Source organism: Streptomyces sp. NPDC050564 (assembly GCF_044457265.1).
Classification (GTDB): domain Bacteria; phylum Actinomycetota; class Actinomycetes; order Streptomycetales; family Streptomycetaceae; genus Streptomyces.
On sequence record NZ_JBITGS010000024.1, the window covers coordinates 130,799 to 147,912 of the forward strand.

The following is a 17,114-nucleotide window of genomic DNA, read 5'->3' on the forward strand; positions in this document are numbered from 1 at the left end:
CGGGGCCACAACCACCCCACGGTCACCAGGGTCGAAGAAGGCGACCGAAAGCGCACACGAGCGCGCAGAAACACACCAAGGGGTAATCATGTTCAGTCGCCGTACCGCCGCCGCCCTGCCGAAGGCCCTGGCGCTGGCCGCCGTGTGCGCCGCGGTCGCCGTCCCGACGGCACACGCCGCGACCCCCAAGAGCGCGACCGCGGTCTCCACCGGCCAGAAGCTCTACTACACGGCGGCCGCCGGTCAGACGAACCACCTGAAGATCTCCTGGGCGCTCGGCGCGACCGACCCGGACTCCCAACTGGCCGACTACATCTACACCTTCGACGACACCGTGAAGATCTCCCTCGGTGCCGGCTGTGTCCGTCCGGACGCGAGCGACGACACCAAGGCGGTCTGCACGGTCACCGAACCCAACACCTCGGCATCCGACCTCGACACCCTGATCGTCGACCTCGGCGACGGCGACGACACCGCGACGGTCGACCCCGACAACAGCGGGTACTCGCGCATCTACGGCGGACCGGGCAACGACACTCTGACCGGCCACGGCGTGGACGTCCTCTACGGCCAGGACGGCAACGACCACCTCTCCGGAGGCGGCGGAGCCTACAGCGAGGGCGCGTTCGGCGGCGCGGGCAACGACACGCTCAAGGCCTGCGGCGACACCTGCCACGGCGGCGCGGGCAACGACACTCTGTACGGCGGGATCAGCGAGGACAACGCCGAGGGCCGCGACTACGGTAACGCCCTGTACGGCGACGACGGCAAGGACAAGCTGTACGGCAACGCCGGCAGCGACCTCCTCCAGGGCGGCCGGGGTAACGACACCCTGTACGGCGGCACCGGCGACGACAAGCTGTACGGCAACAGCGGCGACGACCTCCTGCACGGGGGCGCCGGCAATGACTATCTCTCCGGTGGCCCGGGCAGCGACAAGATCCACCAGAACTGAAACACCGCGGGCGTGGGCGGGCGCGAGGAGCGTCGGCCGGGTGCCGTGGGTTACCTGCGGCACCGCCATGGCCCCCGTTGACACTCTCCGTGTCCGAACGCTAACTTCGCGGCGTCGTCGCCACACCAGGAGCACGAGGCTCCATTGGGACTAGCGACGCGAAGGACACTCTCCAGTTGACGACTGCGACAGTTCCCGAAATCCAGCACGTCACTCCCAGGCCCGTCCCTTCCGGCCTCTTCGTAGTTCAGCCCTACACACCCCACTGTCAGGTCATTCACGCCGCGGGCGACCATGCCGTGATCGGTGTCTCGCCGGGCAACAGCTATTTCTCGGCCGGCCGGATCAATGACCTCGCCCGTTGGGGCATCGACCACTTCGACCGGGTCGACTTCGTCTATACCGACCTCCATGTCGCCGAGATGTACGAGGCGTTGGGCTATGCCGCCGACGACGCCCGACGCAAGGCGGTGAAGAACCTGCGGGGCGTACGCGCCAAGGTGAACGCGGCGGTGGAGGCCTTCGGCACCGGGGGCGGGTCGGGGGGTGGGAGGCTCGCCGCCCACGCCATGTCGGACTTCGCGGACAACCCGGCGTACCGACGGATCCACGACCACATCCGCGAACTCCTCGACACGGACGGGGAGTTCCGTGAGACCTGCGACGCCCTCGTGGACTCGTACCTCTCCTCGAAGGTCCTCGGCGGGCGGGAGGGCACCGAGCGGCAGCGCGAGGTGTGCCTGAAATACGTCTGCGCGGAGGCGCCGCTGTTCCTGGACACCCCCGCCATCCTGGGTGTCCCGTCCTCCCTCAACTGCTACCACCAACTGCTGCCCATGGCCGAGCTGCTGTACGCGCGCGGCTCGGGCCTGCGCGCGTCCCGCAACCAGGGCCACGCGATCGTCACGCCCGTCGTCACGCCGGAGAAAGGGGACGGCGATGCGCGCTGAGAACCTGCTCGACTTCCCGTTCTCCTGGCGCGGGGACCAACTGCCCGCCGAAGTCGAGGAACTGCGCTCCTCGACCCCTGTTCGACGGGTGCGGACCATCGCGGGCGACGAGGCCTGGCTGGTCTCCTCGTACGACCTGTGCAAGCAGGTCCTGGAGGACAGCCGCTTCAGCCTGAAGGACACCTCGGCACCCGGCGTGCCACGCCAGTACGCCCTGACGATCCCGCCCGAGGTCGTCAACAACATGGGGAACATCACCGGGGCGGGGCTGCGCAAGGCCGTCCTCAAGGCGCTCAACCCGAAGAGCGAGGGCTTGGCGGACTGGATGCGCCGGTACGCCTCCGAGCTCGTCGACGGGCTGTTGGCCGAGGGCGCTCCCGGGGACCTGCGCGGCGGCTTCGCCGACCCGTACTCGGCGGCGATGCACTGTCACATCCTCGGCATCCCGCATGCGGACGCACCCCGGCTGATGCGCAGCCTGGACATCGCGTTCATGAACTCGGCCTGCCCGATCACCGGCGCGAAGCTGAACTGGGACCGCGACATCGCGTACATGACCGCCCGGCTGGACGACCCGGCGACGACCGGTCTCATGTCCGAGCTGGCGGTCCTGCGCGACGACCCGGAGTACGCCCACCTGACCGACGAGATGCTCGCCACGGTGGGGGTGACGATGTTCGGGGCGGGCGTGATCTCCACGTCCGGCTTCCTGACGATGGCGATCGTCTCGCTGCTCCAACACCCCGAGCTGCGCGCCGAGGTGCTCACGCACCGGGACCGGATTCCGGCCGCCGTGGACGAGCTCCTGCGCATCAACCTGTCCATCGGGGACGGACTGCCGCGCCTCGCCCTGGACGACGTACGGCTGGGGGACGTGGAGGTCAAGGCGGGCGAGCTCGTCCTGGTCCTCGTCGAGGGTGCCAACTTCGACCCCGAGGAGTTCCCCGACCCGCACCGGGTCGACCTCACCCGGGAGAACAACACCGCCCACCTCTCCTTCGGCGGCGGCCGCCACTACTGCCCCGCCACGGCCCTGGGCAAGAGGCACGCCGAGATCGCCCTGGAGACGCTGCTCGACCGCATGCCGGAGATCCAACTGGCGGTCCCCATCGAGCAATTGGTGTGGCGGACGGGTTTCATGAAGCGCATTCCCGAGCGGCTGCCGGTGATGTGGTGAGCGGTGCGGGGAGAGCCGTGGGCTCGCCTGTCATGAGGTGAGGCTGTGAGAACGGCCGGGAGCCCGCTGCGCCGGGGCTCCCGGCCGGCGCAGCGGGACCTCTTGCGCGGCCCCGGCCCGCTTCCCCCTCGACGCCCCGGCGGTCGCCGACAGCCACCCGGACAGGAGGGAGGCGGTACGCGCGGAGTCAGCCATCCTTGCTTCGGCGGTACCGGAACAGCACCCGGCCCAGCAGGCATCCCGGCCGGGCGCTGTCGTCATCCGTCGTTGGAGTGTTTCGCGCTGTGAGTGGCATGACGAGGGCCGCTCGGGGACGACATCTGCCCGACGAGCTCCCGGAAGCAGACCAGGGCGGTAACAGGTGGAATTCCGACGATCACCATGGTGAGTGCGGAGTGCGGAGAATGGCCTACGCACATGACCACAGCCGTTCCGGAAGAGATCACCATGACGGTCCAGGACCGGCGAGCGGGTCGGCGCTGAATGGATGCCCGCAGGATGGACAAACCTGCCACAAGCCACGGCCCATATACCGTCAGTGGCCACCATTGCGCCAGGTTGCGCGGCTCCACCAGCAAAGCGATAGCGCGTAGTTGATTATATGAATACGAGAGGGACCAGCCCAACATCGTCACCGAGCAGGCGATGATTGTTGCCACCAGGATCGCGACAGGGATGGGTTTGCGCTGCCTGACGAGGAGCCCTTGGCCTGGCCGGGGCCGCCGTCGATCGACCCGGTGGTGGCGCGGGGGCCCGTAGCCGTCCACCAGGGAAGAGGAAGGATCCATGGTGGTGGCCGTGCCGAGCATCTCGGCCAGCTCTTCGGCCGGATCCCATTCGTTCGGCGAGACCGCCGGTTGGGGGATGTGCAGAACGCGATCCGCATCGAACAGGTCGTGGTCATAGGGGTGTTGGCCCGACCACGTCTGGTCGGCTCTCAGGTTGAACTGCATGTCCTGCAGACCTGGTTCGTTCTGGCTCCTGTTCATCTCCGGCTCCCCCGCAGCCTGGTTCGGAACGTTCCTTCCAGGGCCTGAGTCCTGAGGCCATCGACGACCGCACTGGTGATGCCAGTTCCTTCCATGGAGGCCTGCAGGTATTCACTCTCCATCCGGCTGATCGTCTTGAGGAAGTCCTCAAGCAGGTCCGAACAGTGGTTGAAGTGTGCCTGCTCTTCAGGGTCTTCGTAGAGGCGGAGGGCCGAACGCACCTCACCTAGAGACATTTCCTTCCACGTCACGACCACCTAACGGGCGTAACCGGCAGTGAGGTAACGGGCATTCAGAGTAATTCTTTTGGTAGTGGCAGTCGATCGCTGTGGATATTGGATTGCACTACAAGGGTGGCGAAAGTCTGAAGATGCATTTCGCAGTCTTGTCGAAGATTGCATTATTGGCCAGGTCCTTCCGTCCTATGAGTCGTTTATGGCCTTGGTGATGGGCGGGTGAAGTGTAGAACTGCTGGTAGGCCCATTCGTCCGGCAGGATGCGGCTTGGGCGGCCTGCGGCCGCCGGGGTGGGGTCGGCGGCCGGAGCCATGCCGGCCGTGAGACCCGATCCGCACGCTTCCGTTACGACAGACACCCTTGACAGCGTGCGTACTGTTTCGCGACGTTTGAGCCTCGCTGGACAGTTCGAGACTCGGTCGGCGACCGTGGAACGAGCGCGTACACGGCGTGGTTCAGGGGATAGCCAAAGAAGTGACAGGACGCGGCCGGCGCGTCATGGGGGGAACTGGGGGGAGCGGTCGCCCATGCGATCCATGAGCAATGATCCACGCGCCTTAGGGGCCTGCGCCGTGACCAGTACGTCCCTCGCGGAGCCTGTGGAAGGGCGGTTGATCTGAGGTGGACATCACGATCCACAGACCCGGGGAGCTGAGTACTCGGCTTCGCGTGGCGTGGCACCGGGCGATGGACGAGTCGCCCGATTACGCCAACCCCTTCCTGGCACCGGAGTTCGCGGCCGGGGTCGGCAGACACCGCGGTGGGGCGCGGGTGGCGGTCCTGCACGAGGGCGGAGAGCCCGTGGGCTTCTTCCCGTACGAGCGCAACTCCTTCGGCGTCGGCCGGGCCATCGGGCTCGGTCTGTCCGACTGCCAGGCCCTCGTGCACCGCCCCGGGGTCACCTGGGACACGCAGGAACTGCTGCGGGCCTGTGGGCTGTCCGTCTTCGAGTTCGACCATCTCGTCGAGGAGCAGAAACCCTTCGGCAGATACGCCACGGGAACCTTCGCCTCACCGGTCATCGACCTGAAGGACGGCGGCCACGGCAGCTATGCGGAGTGGCTGCGCGGCGCGTACCCGGGGCTGGCCAAGACGACGCTGAAGAAGGAACGCCGGCTGGGCCGCGACCTGGGCGAGATGCGGTTCGTCTACGACGAGCGCGACCCGCGCGTGCTGCGCACGCTCATGCGGTGGAAGTCCGCCCAGTATCGAAGAACCGGTCGCATGGACCGGTTCGCGCGGCCGTGGATCGTGGACCTGGTGGACCATCTGTTCGACGTCCGCGAGGAGCACTTCACCGGTGTGCTCTCCGTGGTGTACGCCGGCGACCGGCCGGTGGCCGCGCACTTCGGACCGACATCGCGTACGGCGTTCGCGGCCTGGTTCACCGCGTACGACCCCGAGCTGCGCTACTACTCGCCCGGGCTGATCATGCATCTGCGGATGGCCGAGGCCGCGGGCCGGGACGGCGTACGGCTCATGGATCTGGGGCGCGGCGACAAGGAGTGGAAGGACTGGCTCAAGACCCGCGAACTGCGCGTGGGCGAAGGGTTCGCGATCCGCCCCCACCCGGTGGCGGCGGCGCACCGGCTCTGGCGCCGGCCGGTACGCGGCCTGCGGAACACGGTCCTTGCCCACCCCAGACTGCGCGATCCGGCCGACCGACTGCTGAAGACGGTCGGCACGCTCCGCACGTCGGGCCGGACGGGCTCCGGCGGAGCGGGGCCGCGCGCAAGCTGACCAGGCTTCGCCACTCGGACCGAATACGCACGCCGGAATACGCACGCCGGAATGCATCCGCCGGACTGCGTCCGCATGCCTCGGCACGGTCGGCTCTGCACTGGCGCTACGGCGCTGGTGCCGGCCTCCGTGTCCGTGGGACGGCGGCATCGACATGCCGCTGTAGGGGAGTTCACGTGGCGGAGCCGCCGTTGTCCTGGAGTCCACCGGGCGGAGCGCGGCCGCCCGCCCTGCGTTAACTTGTGGGAGCGTGGCCGCCGTCCCGGAGTTCAGCGGGCGGAGCGTGGCTGCGGTCCCGGAGTTCAGCGGGCGGAGTGGCTGCCTGGCGTCCCTGAGTTCGCCTGGCGGAGCGTGGCCGCCGTTCTGGAGTCCACTGGGCGGAGCGTGGCCGCCGTACCGACTGCGAACCCGTACGGGATGCCGGGCCTGGTGGTGGCACGGGCCAGCCCACTGCCGCTGCCTGCCGTTGTCGCCCGCCGATCGCTGCAGACCCCCCCGCTCAGCCCTGCGCCAGCTCCGCCACCGGCTGCCATTTCTCCCATGTCGCCAGACGCTGCTCGTAGTCGGCCCTGGCGATACCCAGCGGCGCCGAACCGAAGAAGCAGCGCAGCGGCGGCTCGTCGGCGTCCACGATCTCCAGCACGGCCGCGGCGGACGCCTGCGGGTCGCCCGGGGTGCCGACGCGTTGGCGGCGCTGCTCCTGCACCTGCTCGTGGAACTCGGCGTATGCCGGCAACTGTTCGGAGGTGCTCGACGAGGAGCCGGCCCAGTCGGTGGCGAACCCACCGGGCTCGATCAGCGTGACCTTGATGCCGAACTGTGCCACTTCCTGGGACAGCGACTGGCTGATCCCTTCGAGCGCCCACTTCGACGCGTGGTAGATGCCGACCAGCGGGAACGCGCTGATCCCACCGATGGAAGAAACCTGCAGAATATGGCCGCTGCCTTGCTCGCGCAGGAACGGCAGTGCGGCCTGGGTGACCCACAGCGCGCCGAACAGATTGGTCTCCAGTTGCGCGCGGGCCTCTGCCTCGGTGATCTCCTCGACCATCCCGAAGTGGCCGTATCCGGCGTTGTTGACCACCACGTCGAGGCGCCCGAACCGCTCGTGCGCCTGCCGCACTGCGGCGAAGTCGGCGTCGCGGTCGGTGACGTCGAGTTCAATGGGCAGGAGCCGCTCTCCGTAGGTCGCGCCAAGATCGTCCAACGTGGACAGATCGCGTGCCGTCGCGGCCACGGAGTCGCCGCGTTCCAGCGCCGCGATCGCCCACTCCCGCCCGAAGCCGCGTGAGGCACCGGTGATGAACCAGATCTTCTGTGTCATGGCGTGCTCCTCATGAAACTCGTCGCCCGCTCCGTCGTGACATCGCGGCGCTTCCTTCACCAGCGAACACCCTGGAGTGCACTCAAGGGCAACCCCGGCACTCCCGGACGAGGCACACCGGCCCCGGAGACGCCGGGTCGGCATGCTCACCCTCCGGTTCTACAACCCCCGGGGTCTTCCAGGTGTCCAGGACATGTCCGGGTGGCCAACGGCCCGGTCATCGCCCTTCCCGTCCCCACGAGGAGACCCACTGTGCGCCAGCACATCCGCCCCGCAGCGGCGACGATCACGGCCGCTGCCGCGATCGCCGCGGCCGTTCCCGCAGCCGCCGCTCCCGTGGCGCATGCCGAGGAGGCCGGGCCCGACCTGGTGATCTCGACTCTGCCGCGTACCGCTCCCAAGCCCGGTGAGGTGTACGACGAGTCGGTGACCCTCACCAACAACGGCACGGTGGCGGCGAACGGCGTCACCTTCCGGATCCGGCTGACCCGGGGACTCGACTTCCCCGAGCCCGTCGAGGGCTGCACCTACTCGACCGTCGAGGACCAGGTCGGACAGGCGCTGTGCGAGCTCGACACCGTCATCGAACCCGGCGCCTCCGTCACCACGCCCGTCCGGTTCAAGGCGCTGCCCAAGGCGCTGATGGAGGCTGTCGAGTATGGCACCGGGCGTACCGGTGAGGCACCGGGGGAGGGGTACACCGACAGCTACCGGCGGCTGACCCTGACCGCGGACAGTACGGCCGACCTCGTCGCGGTCGGTGACCGGGCCGAGGCGCGTCCCGGCCACACCGCGACGGTGGAGGCAACGCTGCGCAACGACGGCCCCGGCTGGATTCAGAACCAGGAGAGCGACGACCAGACGGCGCTCATGGTGCAGATCCCGCCCGGCACCGTCGCCCTCGAAGTGCCCAAGGACTGCGAGCCGTTCGGGATCGACGGCCCGAGCGGTCCATCGGCACCGGGAAAGCCGCGGTACGTCTGCTCGCCCGCCGACCACACCATCGAGGTCGGCCAGTCGCTCACCTATACCTTCGTGCTCAAGCTCAACGACACGGCGCAGGACACCAAGGGCGAGGTGAAGGCGACCTCCGTGTACGACATTCACCCGGTGTTCGACAAGAACCCGGCGAACGACAAAGCCTCCCTCAGCATCGATGTGCCCGGCGACGACGAACCCGGTACGGGCACTTCGGGAGGCGCCGCCACCGCCGGCGGATCGGAGGGCGGGGGATCGGAGGACGGCGGACCGCAGGACGGCGGCTCCGGAACGGGCGGTGACGGCAACCACCCGCAGGGCCAGGCCGTCGGCGGCTCGAGCACCGCGGTCTCCGCCTCGCCGGGCGCGTCGACCGGCGGTTCCACCAGCGGTTCCACGGGCGGCAACCTGGCGAGCACGGGCTCCGAGGGCACCTCGCTTCTCGCCGGTGCCGCGGCCGCCGCCGCAGCGCTGGGTGGCCTGCTGATCCTGGCCGTACGACGCCGCGCGGACGCCAAGTCCTCCTGACAGCCAGCGCCGCAGAGTCAACCCCGCTGCACGGGGTTGACTCTGCCGCGCAGTCACGTCATGCGCTCGGCAGTTGCTGCTCGCGCTCTCAGCCCTGCGGCTTTCTGGTGCGCCCCCCGGGCGTCCAGGATGCGGGCTCGGTACTCCATGGCATACGCGTCACCCAGTTCCTCAGCTCGCACGAACGCGCTGACGGCCTCGGCCTCACGTCCGTGATCCCGGAGCGCCACGCCCAACGCGGTGATGGGGAAGGCCTCTTGCTGTGCCTTGATGACGGAGGACCAGCGTTCCACCGTCGCCAGGTCGCCACGTTCCAGTGCCTGCTTGACCAGACCGAGCATGGCGTCGGGATCGCCCTGAGCGGCGGCGCGTTCCCAGACCACCTGTGCGCGGTTGGTGTCGCCTGCCTGAGCATGCAGAGTGCCCAGGTTGAAGCCGGCCGTGACGTTCCCGGCCTCCCAGGCCCTGTTCCACCAGTGGAGCGCCCCGGTGCGGTCCCCCTCCACGTACAGAGCCGCCCCCAAGTTGGCCATGGCCACGACGTGACCGCGTTCCGCTGCAGTCCTGACTCGCGCCAATGACTCTGCGGTGACCCTGCCCGAGGGGGCGAACTCCAATTCGACAGCGCCGGAGCCTGCGTCCGCCGCGCGCCGACGGAACCAACGGCCTCTCACACGCCCTCCGATCGAGGCCGTACGGGGATGCGGCTTACGCGGCCGTAATCGATCAGCACGGGCTGATCATGCCAAACTCCTGTCCCGTCAATAACGTCTGACCGACGCCCCTGCCTCTGTGCGCAGAATGAGTGAGCCGAAGTCGCATCGCTTTCCTCGGGGGCTCACTCCGTCCGTAGTCCTTGGATCCGCGAGATGCTGCGCAACAGGCCGGACGATACGATGGAAAAGGCATCAAACCCCACGACATGCTCCGGAAGCGAACGGAATGCAGTGTCCATGTGGGGTGGTAGGTGCACGGCGTGACGGAGTGAGGCTCGCCTCCTCGGCGTTCTGTGCGACCGCTGCCGCGGTGCGGAGCCGTCACGTCCCACTGGCCGCACCGGCAACGTCCAAGGCAGGTTGAATGATGAACCGGACTCGTCGTCTCACAGCACTCACGTTCCTGGTCGCCCCCGCGCTCGCGCTGGGCCCAGCGCTTGCCGCGCACGCCTCGACCACCACCGCGCCCGGCGCCGCGTCCCGCGCCGCGTGCCATGTCGAAAAAGAGTCGAACGGCAAGTACCACGTGTGGGGTGTGGGATGGCCCGGCGGCACGAAGGTGACCTACTCGGGGTCCGCCTCGGGCACTGTCTCCACGGACAAGTCGGGAAGGTTTGACATCGACGGTCTGAGCGGGAGCAAGTTCGTCGTCAAGACGGGCAACGGGAAGACCAAGGTCACTTGCGCCATGGTCCACCACTGAGGTTTCGCGCACGGCGGCCCCGGCCAACTCCGCGAAAGCGGCGACCGATTCGGCGCGGCGGGGCATTCGTCTCGGACAACGACCCGGACAACGACCCCCAAAGTCATCGGACTTGAGGGTGTCACGTGGAGCGGGCGACGGGGGGCCTGCGGCATCCATGAGAAGCACGAAGGCTGACGCAGGTCTGTCCTCCGGGAGCGTGAAGAGCGTGGCCCGGAATCGCCGTCTGATCCTGAGCTCGCCCTTCGCCCCCCTACGGGCCCCGATGGGGCGCGGCGGCGGCTATTTGTGCTTCCCACTGCCCTTGTCGCCGCTTTCCTGGCCATTCCCTGCCGCGTTGTCCGTGCCGCCGGGGTTGTTGCCGGAGATGCCGGTGTTTGCCGCCGTGCCGTTGCCGGCGTCTGTGGTGCGCCCGCTGGGCTTGCCCGTGCTGTCCGGCCTGCTCGGCTCCGCTGTCGCTCGCGCCAGCTGCTCGGAGCAGTAGGCGGCGACCTTGTCCTTGCCGCCGGCGGCCGCGACGAGCCGCTGCCAGGTCGTCGCGTCGAGCGCCTTGCCGCGGTCCTTGACCTGCTCGTAGGCGCGGCAGTGGGCTTCGGTGTCCTGGGCGGTGGCCGGGCCGTCCGTCGCTCCGGGACCGCCGGACGCCGACGAGGCCGCATCGCCCGGCCGGTCCGGGGCGACCGCCGACGGGTGTGCGGTCCCCCGCCCGGCACCGGCACCGTCCGTGGACGAGCCGGCGGAACCGATGGCCGCGACCGCGACTCCACCCAGGGTGAGGCTGGCGAACACCACGCCGAACGTCATCTTCGCCGGGCGCCTGGCACGCCGCTCCGCGGCCGGACGCCAGTCGTCCCGGCGACGGGTACGCGCCCGGTGCGCGCCCGCGGTGTGGGCGGTGCGGAAGGCGGCCACGGCCCGCTGCTCCGCCTCGGGGTCGAGATCGCCTACGCGCAGGACGGCGGCCAGGACGCTTTCCAGCGCGGCGGCGGCCCGTGCGTCCCGCGGACCGGACACGGCGCCGCCAGGGTGCACACGCCGACGGCCCATAACTCCGTCGCCGCTCAGCCGTTCACCCATGTCCGCTTCCGTTCCTGTTCGACCGGTTCGATTCGTTCGGGGCACCGGATCTGATGCCTGTCTGTCGGCAGCTGTCGCCGTCCTGGTTCATTTCGACTCCCCCAGCGTTCGGGAAGCCTCATCCGTCACACCCTCCTCCGCCTCGCTGTCGATGCCCAGCTGGCGGGCGAGGCGTTTCAGGCCTCGGTGGGCGGCGGTGCGCACCGCTCCAGGGCGCTTGCCGAGGACGCGTGCGGTGGCGGGACCGTCAAGGCCGACGAGGACCCGCAGGAGCACGGCCTCGGCCTGGTCCCGCGGGAGTCCGCGGACCAGTTCCAGGGCCCGCTCGGTGGAGAGGGACTCCAGGGCCTGTTCATGGGTGCTGTGCGGGCCGGGCAGGTTCAGTACGTCCTGTTCGATCGCCCCAGGCCGGGGGCGCGCCCGCTGGCGGCGCAGATGGTCCAGTGCCCGGTGCCGGGCGATGGTCACCGTCCAGCCGCGGAAACCGGCCCCGTCCCCCTTGAACCGTCCCAGATCGCGGGCAATCTCCAGCCAGGCGTCGGACGCCACGTCCTCCGCGTCGTCGCCGACGAATCCGCGCAGATAGCCGAGCAGGCCTGGCTGCACGATCCGGTAGGCGAGAGCGAATGCGGCCTCGTCGCCTCCCTGGGCCTGCGCGACTGCCGCGCCCAATTCCCCGTCGTACGCCTGTACGCGCCGGGGTTGCCGTACCTGGCCCAAGTCTGTCCTCGTTCGTACCGGGTTCATGACGAGTCCGTACCGCCCGAGGCGTTCCGGTCGCATCGACGGCCCCCATGTTTCTCAGCGTCCGTCCTCACAGAAGTGTCACAACGGCACCACGCACCCCTCCCGTCGCGGCCGGGCCCCGTCGCGCGGTCGCCGACGGCGCGCGGGTCGTCGCCGCAGGTCCGAGAGGTGCGCCGGGTCGGGGACACACACGTATCCATGTCGGGGCCGGGTCGACATGACAGCTCGTCAGCGGCCCCTGGACACGGCGCTCGGACGGCGGTACGAGAACCGCACCGCCCGGGCCGGGTGACGTTTCGCGCCGACCGTGCGCTGGGTGAGTACCGGGTTCGTGCCGTACGGACGCAGGCCGACCGCCCGACGGGGCGCCGGCAACCGCGACCCACGGCTCCCCGGACCTCTCTGCGTGTCGCTCTTGACTCCCCCCGAGAGCGGCACGCAGAGGGATGGGGGTGGCCGGGCCCCGCCCACTGCGCGGGGTTCCGGCCACCCCTACGCATGTGCCGGACCGACGGCCGGCGGGCAGGCGCGGATCATGGAGCTCACCGCGGCCGCTGATCCCGGGTTTGCCGCGCCGGCCGTCTCGTCGCGGCACAACAGCCGCAGCGAACCGTCTTGGACGAAGCAGCGGCGGGCCTCGCCGAGGGGATCCCACGGCCGTCCGCCGACCGTGCGGATCCGGTGATCGTCGCCGGTGCCGGGAGATTCCCGGCACCGGCGTGGGACCGCGGACCGCCCCCACCTCGCGCGCACGACGGTCGAGGGGCCTTCCCGGAACGGGGCCGTCGAGCCGCGTGATGCTTCGGCGCCCTCGTGCGCTCCTTGTGGCATGAGTACGTACCTCCGTCTGCGAGCGGTGCCGCCCCCGGCGCTGCGCAACAGTGCGACCTGGTTGGAACGACTTTTCGAGGACGAGTCGGAGACCGTCCGGCAACGGGCCGTCCGGCACCGTGAGGAAGTGCTGGACAGGCGTTACCTGGACCAGGAGCGCCTCTACGCCGGCGCTTCCCCGAATCGTGCCGAGGCCCGGCCCCGGACCCAGGTGGTGCTCGGTGGCCGACCGGTCTTCCGCGCCGACCGGCACAAGCCGCCGTTCCTGGTGCTGACGGCGGCCCAGGCCCGCCAGGTGGCCGGGTTCCTGGCGATGGCCGACTTCGACGCGCTGTGGGATTTCGCCCGCGACGAACTGCTGCCGCGCTACGGCGGCGTGACCGCGGAGCCCGAGACGTTGCATGCGTTCGCGGTGGCGCACCAGGAGTTGAGGGCGTTCTACGCACAGACTGCCGAGTACGGAGAGGCGGTGGTGAAATGGCTACCGGCCTGAGGCACTCGCAAGGCGCGGGTCAGAAACCTGCGGCTGACAGATGCATCGCGTGTCCGCCACGCGGAGGACCAATGGCAGGCTTGCTCCCCGTCGGCCTTGCGCAGGCCGGCCATCCTCCCGCAGGCGGGCGCCTCGCCAAGCACTCTGCGCAATCGGCCACTTCGTGCCCGGTGAATCCCTTTCAGTCGAATTATCCGTACTGTGCGGCTTATCCGTACTGTGCGGCCGAGGTGTAACACTTTCGGCCGAGTGCGCTCTTTCCATGCGGACGACCATGTCGGTCGGCCAGGACAGGGGGCACGACTCGTGCAGTGGAGGGACCAGAGCGGCGGAGCGTACGGCGAGGATCCGTACAGCGACGTCGGGTACGCGTATGCCCACGAGTACGAGTACGAGTACGAGTACGGCTACGGCTACGGCTACGGCGGCAGTGCCACTGCCGACACGGCCACGCCGTCCTGGGATCCAGGACAGCTCGCGCAGTGGACGTACCCGCAGAGCAACGCCCATGCGACGGGGACGGACCCCTACGTCACCGAGATGCCTCCCTACGCGGCCGGGCCGGGCCCCGCCACGACGGCGTGGGGCGTTCCCCATGGGGACGTCCTCACCGTGCCGCCCCCGCCATCCGACACACCCGGCCATCCCGTACCAGGACCGGACGCGCCGGTGAGCGAGTCGGTGCGGCCGGTCTTCGCAGATTCCTCGGGGCGGCGCCAGCGCCGCGTGCTCCGCGCCGCCCGGCTGCTGGTGATCCCCGCCGGCGGCTATGTCGCCCTGCTGATCAGCACGATGCTGGGCGGCCCCAGCATCAGCTCTCCGTTCGTCCCGCAGTCGGCCGCCACGCACCCGGCCACGCCCCGGGCGACCGCACCCGACTCCTCGTCCGGCACCGGACACTCCGGAGAGAGCGTGAGCTCCACCGTGGCGCGGAAGAACTCCAGCCCCGTGGCGCAGAAGACCCCCAGTGCCACCGAGCAGGCGGCAGCCTCCGCCGCCCCTGCGGCCACGTCCGGGTCCACTGCGGCACCCACCCGGACCACCGCTGCGACCTCGGCCGCCGCCCCCACCTCCAAGGGGCGCGCCGTCGGCTCGTCCCACAAGCCCGTGAAGTGATCCAAGGCCCTGACGTGACCGACCGCCGACGCCGCAACGCTTCCGCTCGCCGCCACAGCCGCACCCGCCAGATCACGCCCCGCACCCACTGGCTGCTGCTGAGCGTGCTCGCGGTGACCCTGTCGACGGCCCTCCTGCTGCAGGGTTACACCCACCACATGTTCGGGATCGCATCGGACGACGTGAGCGGTGCCCGTGGCCGGAGCGAGGCAGTGCCCAACGAGGTGACCCATGGCGGCCCGGTGATCGCGGATGCCGCCACCTCTCCGCACACCGCCCGGGTGAAGGCCCGCACCATCGCACTCACCTTCGACGACGGCCCCGACCCCGTCTGGACGCCACGGATCCTGGACGTGCTGCGCCGCAACCATGTGCACGCGACGTTCTTCGTCGTCGGAACCGAGGTCGTGGCCCACCCGGAGCTGGTCCGCCGGATCGTCGCCGACGGTCACCAGATCGGCATCCACACCTTCACCCATCCCGATCTGGCCCGTCTCGCCCCGTGGCAGCGTTCCCTGGAGCTGCGCGAGACGCAGTTGGCGGTGGCCGGCGCCGCGGGGGTCACCACCGCCCTGCTGAGGCCGCCGTTCTCCTCGAGGAACGACGCGCTGGACGACGCCGACTGGTCCGTCCTCGAACAGGCCGACGCGGCAGGTTATGTCACGGTGCTCTCCACCAAGGACGCCGAGGACTGGCAGCGTCCCGGCGCGGACCGCATCCTCTCCCACGCGACACCGCACGGCCACGCCGGGCAGATCGTGCTGATGCACGACGGCGGCGGTGACCGGTCGCAGACCGTCGCCGCGCTGAGCGCCCTGGTGCCACGGCTCAAGGCGCAGGGCTTCCGGTTCGCGACGGTCGGCGCCGCAGTCGGCATGGCCGGACCCGTCCAGCCCGCCGGGCTCGGCGACCATCTGCAGGGAATGGCCCTCATCAAGGTGCTGCAGGGCGGCGACTGGGTGGTGTGGCTGCTGGGCGTGCTGATGTACGCGGCCGGAGTGATCAGCGTGCTGCGCGCGGTGGTCGTGCTGACCGCCGCCCGGAGGCATCGGCGCCTGCGGGCCAGGCGTCGCGGCCGGTCGTGGGGGCCGCCGGTGACCGAGCCGGTCAGCGTCATCGTCCCCGCGTACAACGAGAGCGCCGGGATCGAGGCGGCCGTGCGTTCACTGCTCGCCTCGGACCATCCGGTGGAGATCATCGTGGTGGACGACGGTTCGACCGACGGCACCGCCGACCTGGTGGAGTCGCTCCGCCTGCCGGTGCGGGTGATCCGGCAGCCGAACGCGGGCAAGCCCGCCGCGCTCAACACCGGACTCGCCGCCGCCACCTGCGACCTGGTGGTCATGGTCGACGGCGACACGGTCTTCGAACCCGAGACCGTTCGCACGATCGTGCAGCCCTTCGCCGACCCCCGGGTGGGCGCCGTCTCGGGCAACGCCAAGGTCATCAACCGCGGTGGCATGCTGGGCCGTTGGCAGCACATCGAGTACGTGGTCGGGTTCAACCTCGACCGCCGCCTGTTCGATCTCGCCGAATGCATGCCGACCGTTCCCGGAGCGGTCGGCGCGTTCCGCCGCCGGGCGCTGCTCGACCTCGGCGGTGTCAGTGACGTCACCCTCGCCGAGGACACCGACCTCACCATGGCGCTGTGCCGCGACGGCTGGCGCGTCGTCTACGAGGAGGGCGCGAAGGCCTGGACCGAGGCACCCGCGTCACTCAACGCCCTGTGGCGGCAGCGGTACCGCTGGTGCTACGGAACCCTGCAGGCGATGTGGAAGCACCGCGGCGCGCTGGTGCAGCGCGGTGCCGCCGGCAAACTGGGTCGCAGGGGTCTGGGCTATCTGCTGCTCTTCCAGGTGCTGCTGCCGCTGCTCGCACCCGTCGTGGACGTCTTCGCCGTGTACGGGCTGGTCTTCCTCGACCCGGTCCGGATCATCGGGCTGTGGCTTGCCTTCCTGCTCCTGCAACTCCTGATGGGTCTGTACGCGTTCCGCCTGGACGGAGAACGCCCGGGCCCGCTGTGGAGCCTGCCGCTGCAGCAGTTCGTCTACCGGCAGCTGATGTACCTGGTGGTGATCCAGTCCGTCTTCACCGCCCTGTCGGGCTCACGGCTGCGGTGGCAGCGCATGGAGAGGTACGGCAGCCTGCAGGCCCCGGTGGTCGCGAAGGCGCCCGGCAATGACCTCCCTCCGCAGAACCCCGGTTTTTTGCGGCCGGCGCCGTACGACGGTCGTCCGGAGCCGGCGCGGTACGACGGGTTTCCGGAGCAGGCACCGTACGACGGCTTTCCGGAGCCGGGACCGTACGACGGATTTCCGCAGTCGGCACCGTACGACGCCCTCCAGCAGCCGGCACCGTACGACGGCCTTCCGGAGCCCCCACCATCCCACCAGGGCTTCCGGCAGCCCGGACCGTACGAGACACCGCAGTTGTACTGAGAGGACAGTGAGCAGAGCTCATGAGCGGACACCGGCGGAGACCGCCGCAGCGCGTCAACGGTGGCAGGCGTGCCGGGGGTGATCGCGCCACGAGCGGCCGGGCCTCACTCCGTGAC

The 17,114-nt window shown here is 69.7% G+C and carries 15 protein-coding genes; 9 read left to right on the top strand and 6 right to left on the bottom strand.

Annotated elements, in window-relative coordinates; all coding sequences use genetic code 11:
- Positions 1-88: 88 nt before the first annotated feature.
- The 3 genes from ACIBK0_RS33135 to ACIBK0_RS33145 all read left to right on the top strand — a co-directional run bounded on the left by ACIBK0_RS33135 (position 89) and on the right by ACIBK0_RS33145 (position 3,082).
- Positions 89-955, top strand: a complete 867-nt coding sequence (locus ACIBK0_RS33135; RefSeq protein WP_399088007.1) for a calcium-binding protein — start codon at positions 89-91, stop codon at positions 953-955.
- 176 nt (positions 956-1,131) lie between these two features.
- Positions 1,132-1,905 (top strand): tRNA-dependent cyclodipeptide synthase, encoded by a 774-nt coding sequence (locus ACIBK0_RS33140; protein WP_399088009.1) that lies wholly within the window; start codon positions 1,132-1,134, stop codon positions 1,903-1,905.
- Positions 1,895-3,082, top strand: a complete 1,188-nt coding sequence (locus ACIBK0_RS33145; RefSeq protein WP_399088011.1) for a cytochrome P450 — start codon at positions 1,895-1,897, stop codon at positions 3,080-3,082. Before ACIBK0_RS33140 ends, ACIBK0_RS33145 begins: the two co-directional genes overlap by 11 nt.
- A 257-nt stretch (positions 3,083-3,339) precedes the next feature.
- Here the strand turns inward: ACIBK0_RS33145 and ACIBK0_RS33150 are convergent, their stop codons facing one another.
- The gene (locus ACIBK0_RS33150; RefSeq protein WP_399088013.1) at positions 3,340-4,071 is read right to left on the bottom strand and encodes a DUF2637 domain-containing protein; all 732 of its coding nucleotides are present in this window, start codon (positions 4,069-4,071) and stop codon (positions 3,340-3,342) included.
- Positions 4,068-4,322 (bottom strand): hypothetical protein, encoded by a 255-nt coding sequence (locus ACIBK0_RS33155; RefSeq protein ID WP_399088015.1) that lies wholly within the window; start codon positions 4,320-4,322, stop codon positions 4,068-4,070. The genes ACIBK0_RS33150 and ACIBK0_RS33155 overlap by 4 nt, the downstream gene beginning before the upstream one ends.
- Before the next feature lie 606 nt (positions 4,323-4,928).
- Here ACIBK0_RS33155 and ACIBK0_RS33160 point away from each other — a divergent pair.
- The gene (locus ACIBK0_RS33160) at positions 4,929-6,047 is read left to right on the top strand and encodes a GNAT family N-acetyltransferase (RefSeq protein WP_399088017.1); all 1,119 of its coding nucleotides are present in this window, start codon (positions 4,929-4,931) and stop codon (positions 6,045-6,047) included.
- A gap of 499 nt (positions 6,048-6,546) precedes the next feature.
- Here the strand turns inward: ACIBK0_RS33160 and ACIBK0_RS33165 are convergent, their stop codons facing one another.
- Entirely contained in the window at positions 6,547-7,371 is an 825-nt protein-coding gene (locus ACIBK0_RS33165; protein WP_399088019.1) for an SDR family oxidoreductase, read from the bottom strand.
- Between the two features lie 252 nt (positions 7,372-7,623).
- Here ACIBK0_RS33165 and ACIBK0_RS33170 point away from each other — a divergent pair, with 252 nt between their 5' ends.
- Entirely contained in the window at positions 7,624-8,877 is a 1,254-nt protein-coding gene (locus tag ACIBK0_RS33170) for an LPXTG cell wall anchor domain-containing protein (protein ID WP_399088021.1), read from the top strand.
- Between the two features lie 53 nt (positions 8,878-8,930).
- Here the strand turns inward: ACIBK0_RS33170 and ACIBK0_RS33175 are convergent, their stop codons facing one another.
- A complete protein-coding gene (locus tag ACIBK0_RS33175) occupies positions 8,931-9,410 on the bottom strand; it encodes a hypothetical protein (protein ID WP_399088023.1) in 480 nt (159 codons plus the stop codon).
- A 547-nt stretch (positions 9,411-9,957) separates the two neighbouring features.
- Between ACIBK0_RS33175 and ACIBK0_RS33180 the strand changes: the two genes are divergently transcribed.
- Positions 9,958-10,296 (top strand): hypothetical protein, encoded by a 339-nt coding sequence (locus tag ACIBK0_RS33180; RefSeq protein ID WP_399088025.1) that lies wholly within the window; start codon positions 9,958-9,960, stop codon positions 10,294-10,296.
- Positions 10,297-10,578: 282 nt separating this feature from the next.
- Here the strand turns inward: ACIBK0_RS33180 and ACIBK0_RS33185 are convergent, their stop codons facing one another.
- Positions 10,579-11,373 carry a hypothetical protein gene (locus tag ACIBK0_RS33185; protein ID WP_399088027.1) on the bottom strand — a complete coding sequence of 265 codons (795 nt, stop codon included), beginning with the start codon at positions 11,371-11,373 and terminating at the stop codon, positions 10,579-10,581.
- A gap of 87 nt (positions 11,374-11,460) precedes the next feature.
- Complete coding sequence (locus ACIBK0_RS33190; protein WP_399088095.1) at positions 11,461-12,093, bottom strand: RNA polymerase sigma factor; 633 nt, start codon at positions 12,091-12,093, stop codon at positions 11,461-11,463.
- An 856-nt stretch (positions 12,094-12,949) separates the two neighbouring features.
- On the opposite strand from ACIBK0_RS33190, the gene ACIBK0_RS33195 reads away from it, so the two are divergent.
- The 3 genes from ACIBK0_RS33195 (at position 12,950) to ACIBK0_RS33205 (ending at position 16,998) form a co-directional block, all read left to right on the top strand.
- A complete protein-coding gene (locus ACIBK0_RS33195; RefSeq protein ID WP_399088029.1) occupies positions 12,950-13,444 on the top strand; it encodes a DUF1877 family protein in 495 nt (164 codons plus the stop codon).
- Between the two features lie 306 nt (positions 13,445-13,750).
- On the top strand, positions 13,751-14,560 hold the full coding sequence (locus ACIBK0_RS33200; RefSeq protein ID WP_399088031.1) for a hypothetical protein: 810 nt from the start codon (positions 13,751-13,753) through the stop codon (positions 14,558-14,560).
- Positions 14,561-14,574: 14 nt separating this feature from the next.
- Entirely contained in the window at positions 14,575-16,998 is a 2,424-nt protein-coding gene (locus tag ACIBK0_RS33205) for a glycosyltransferase (RefSeq protein ID WP_399088033.1), read from the top strand.
- Positions 16,999-17,114 lie beyond the last annotated feature (116 nt).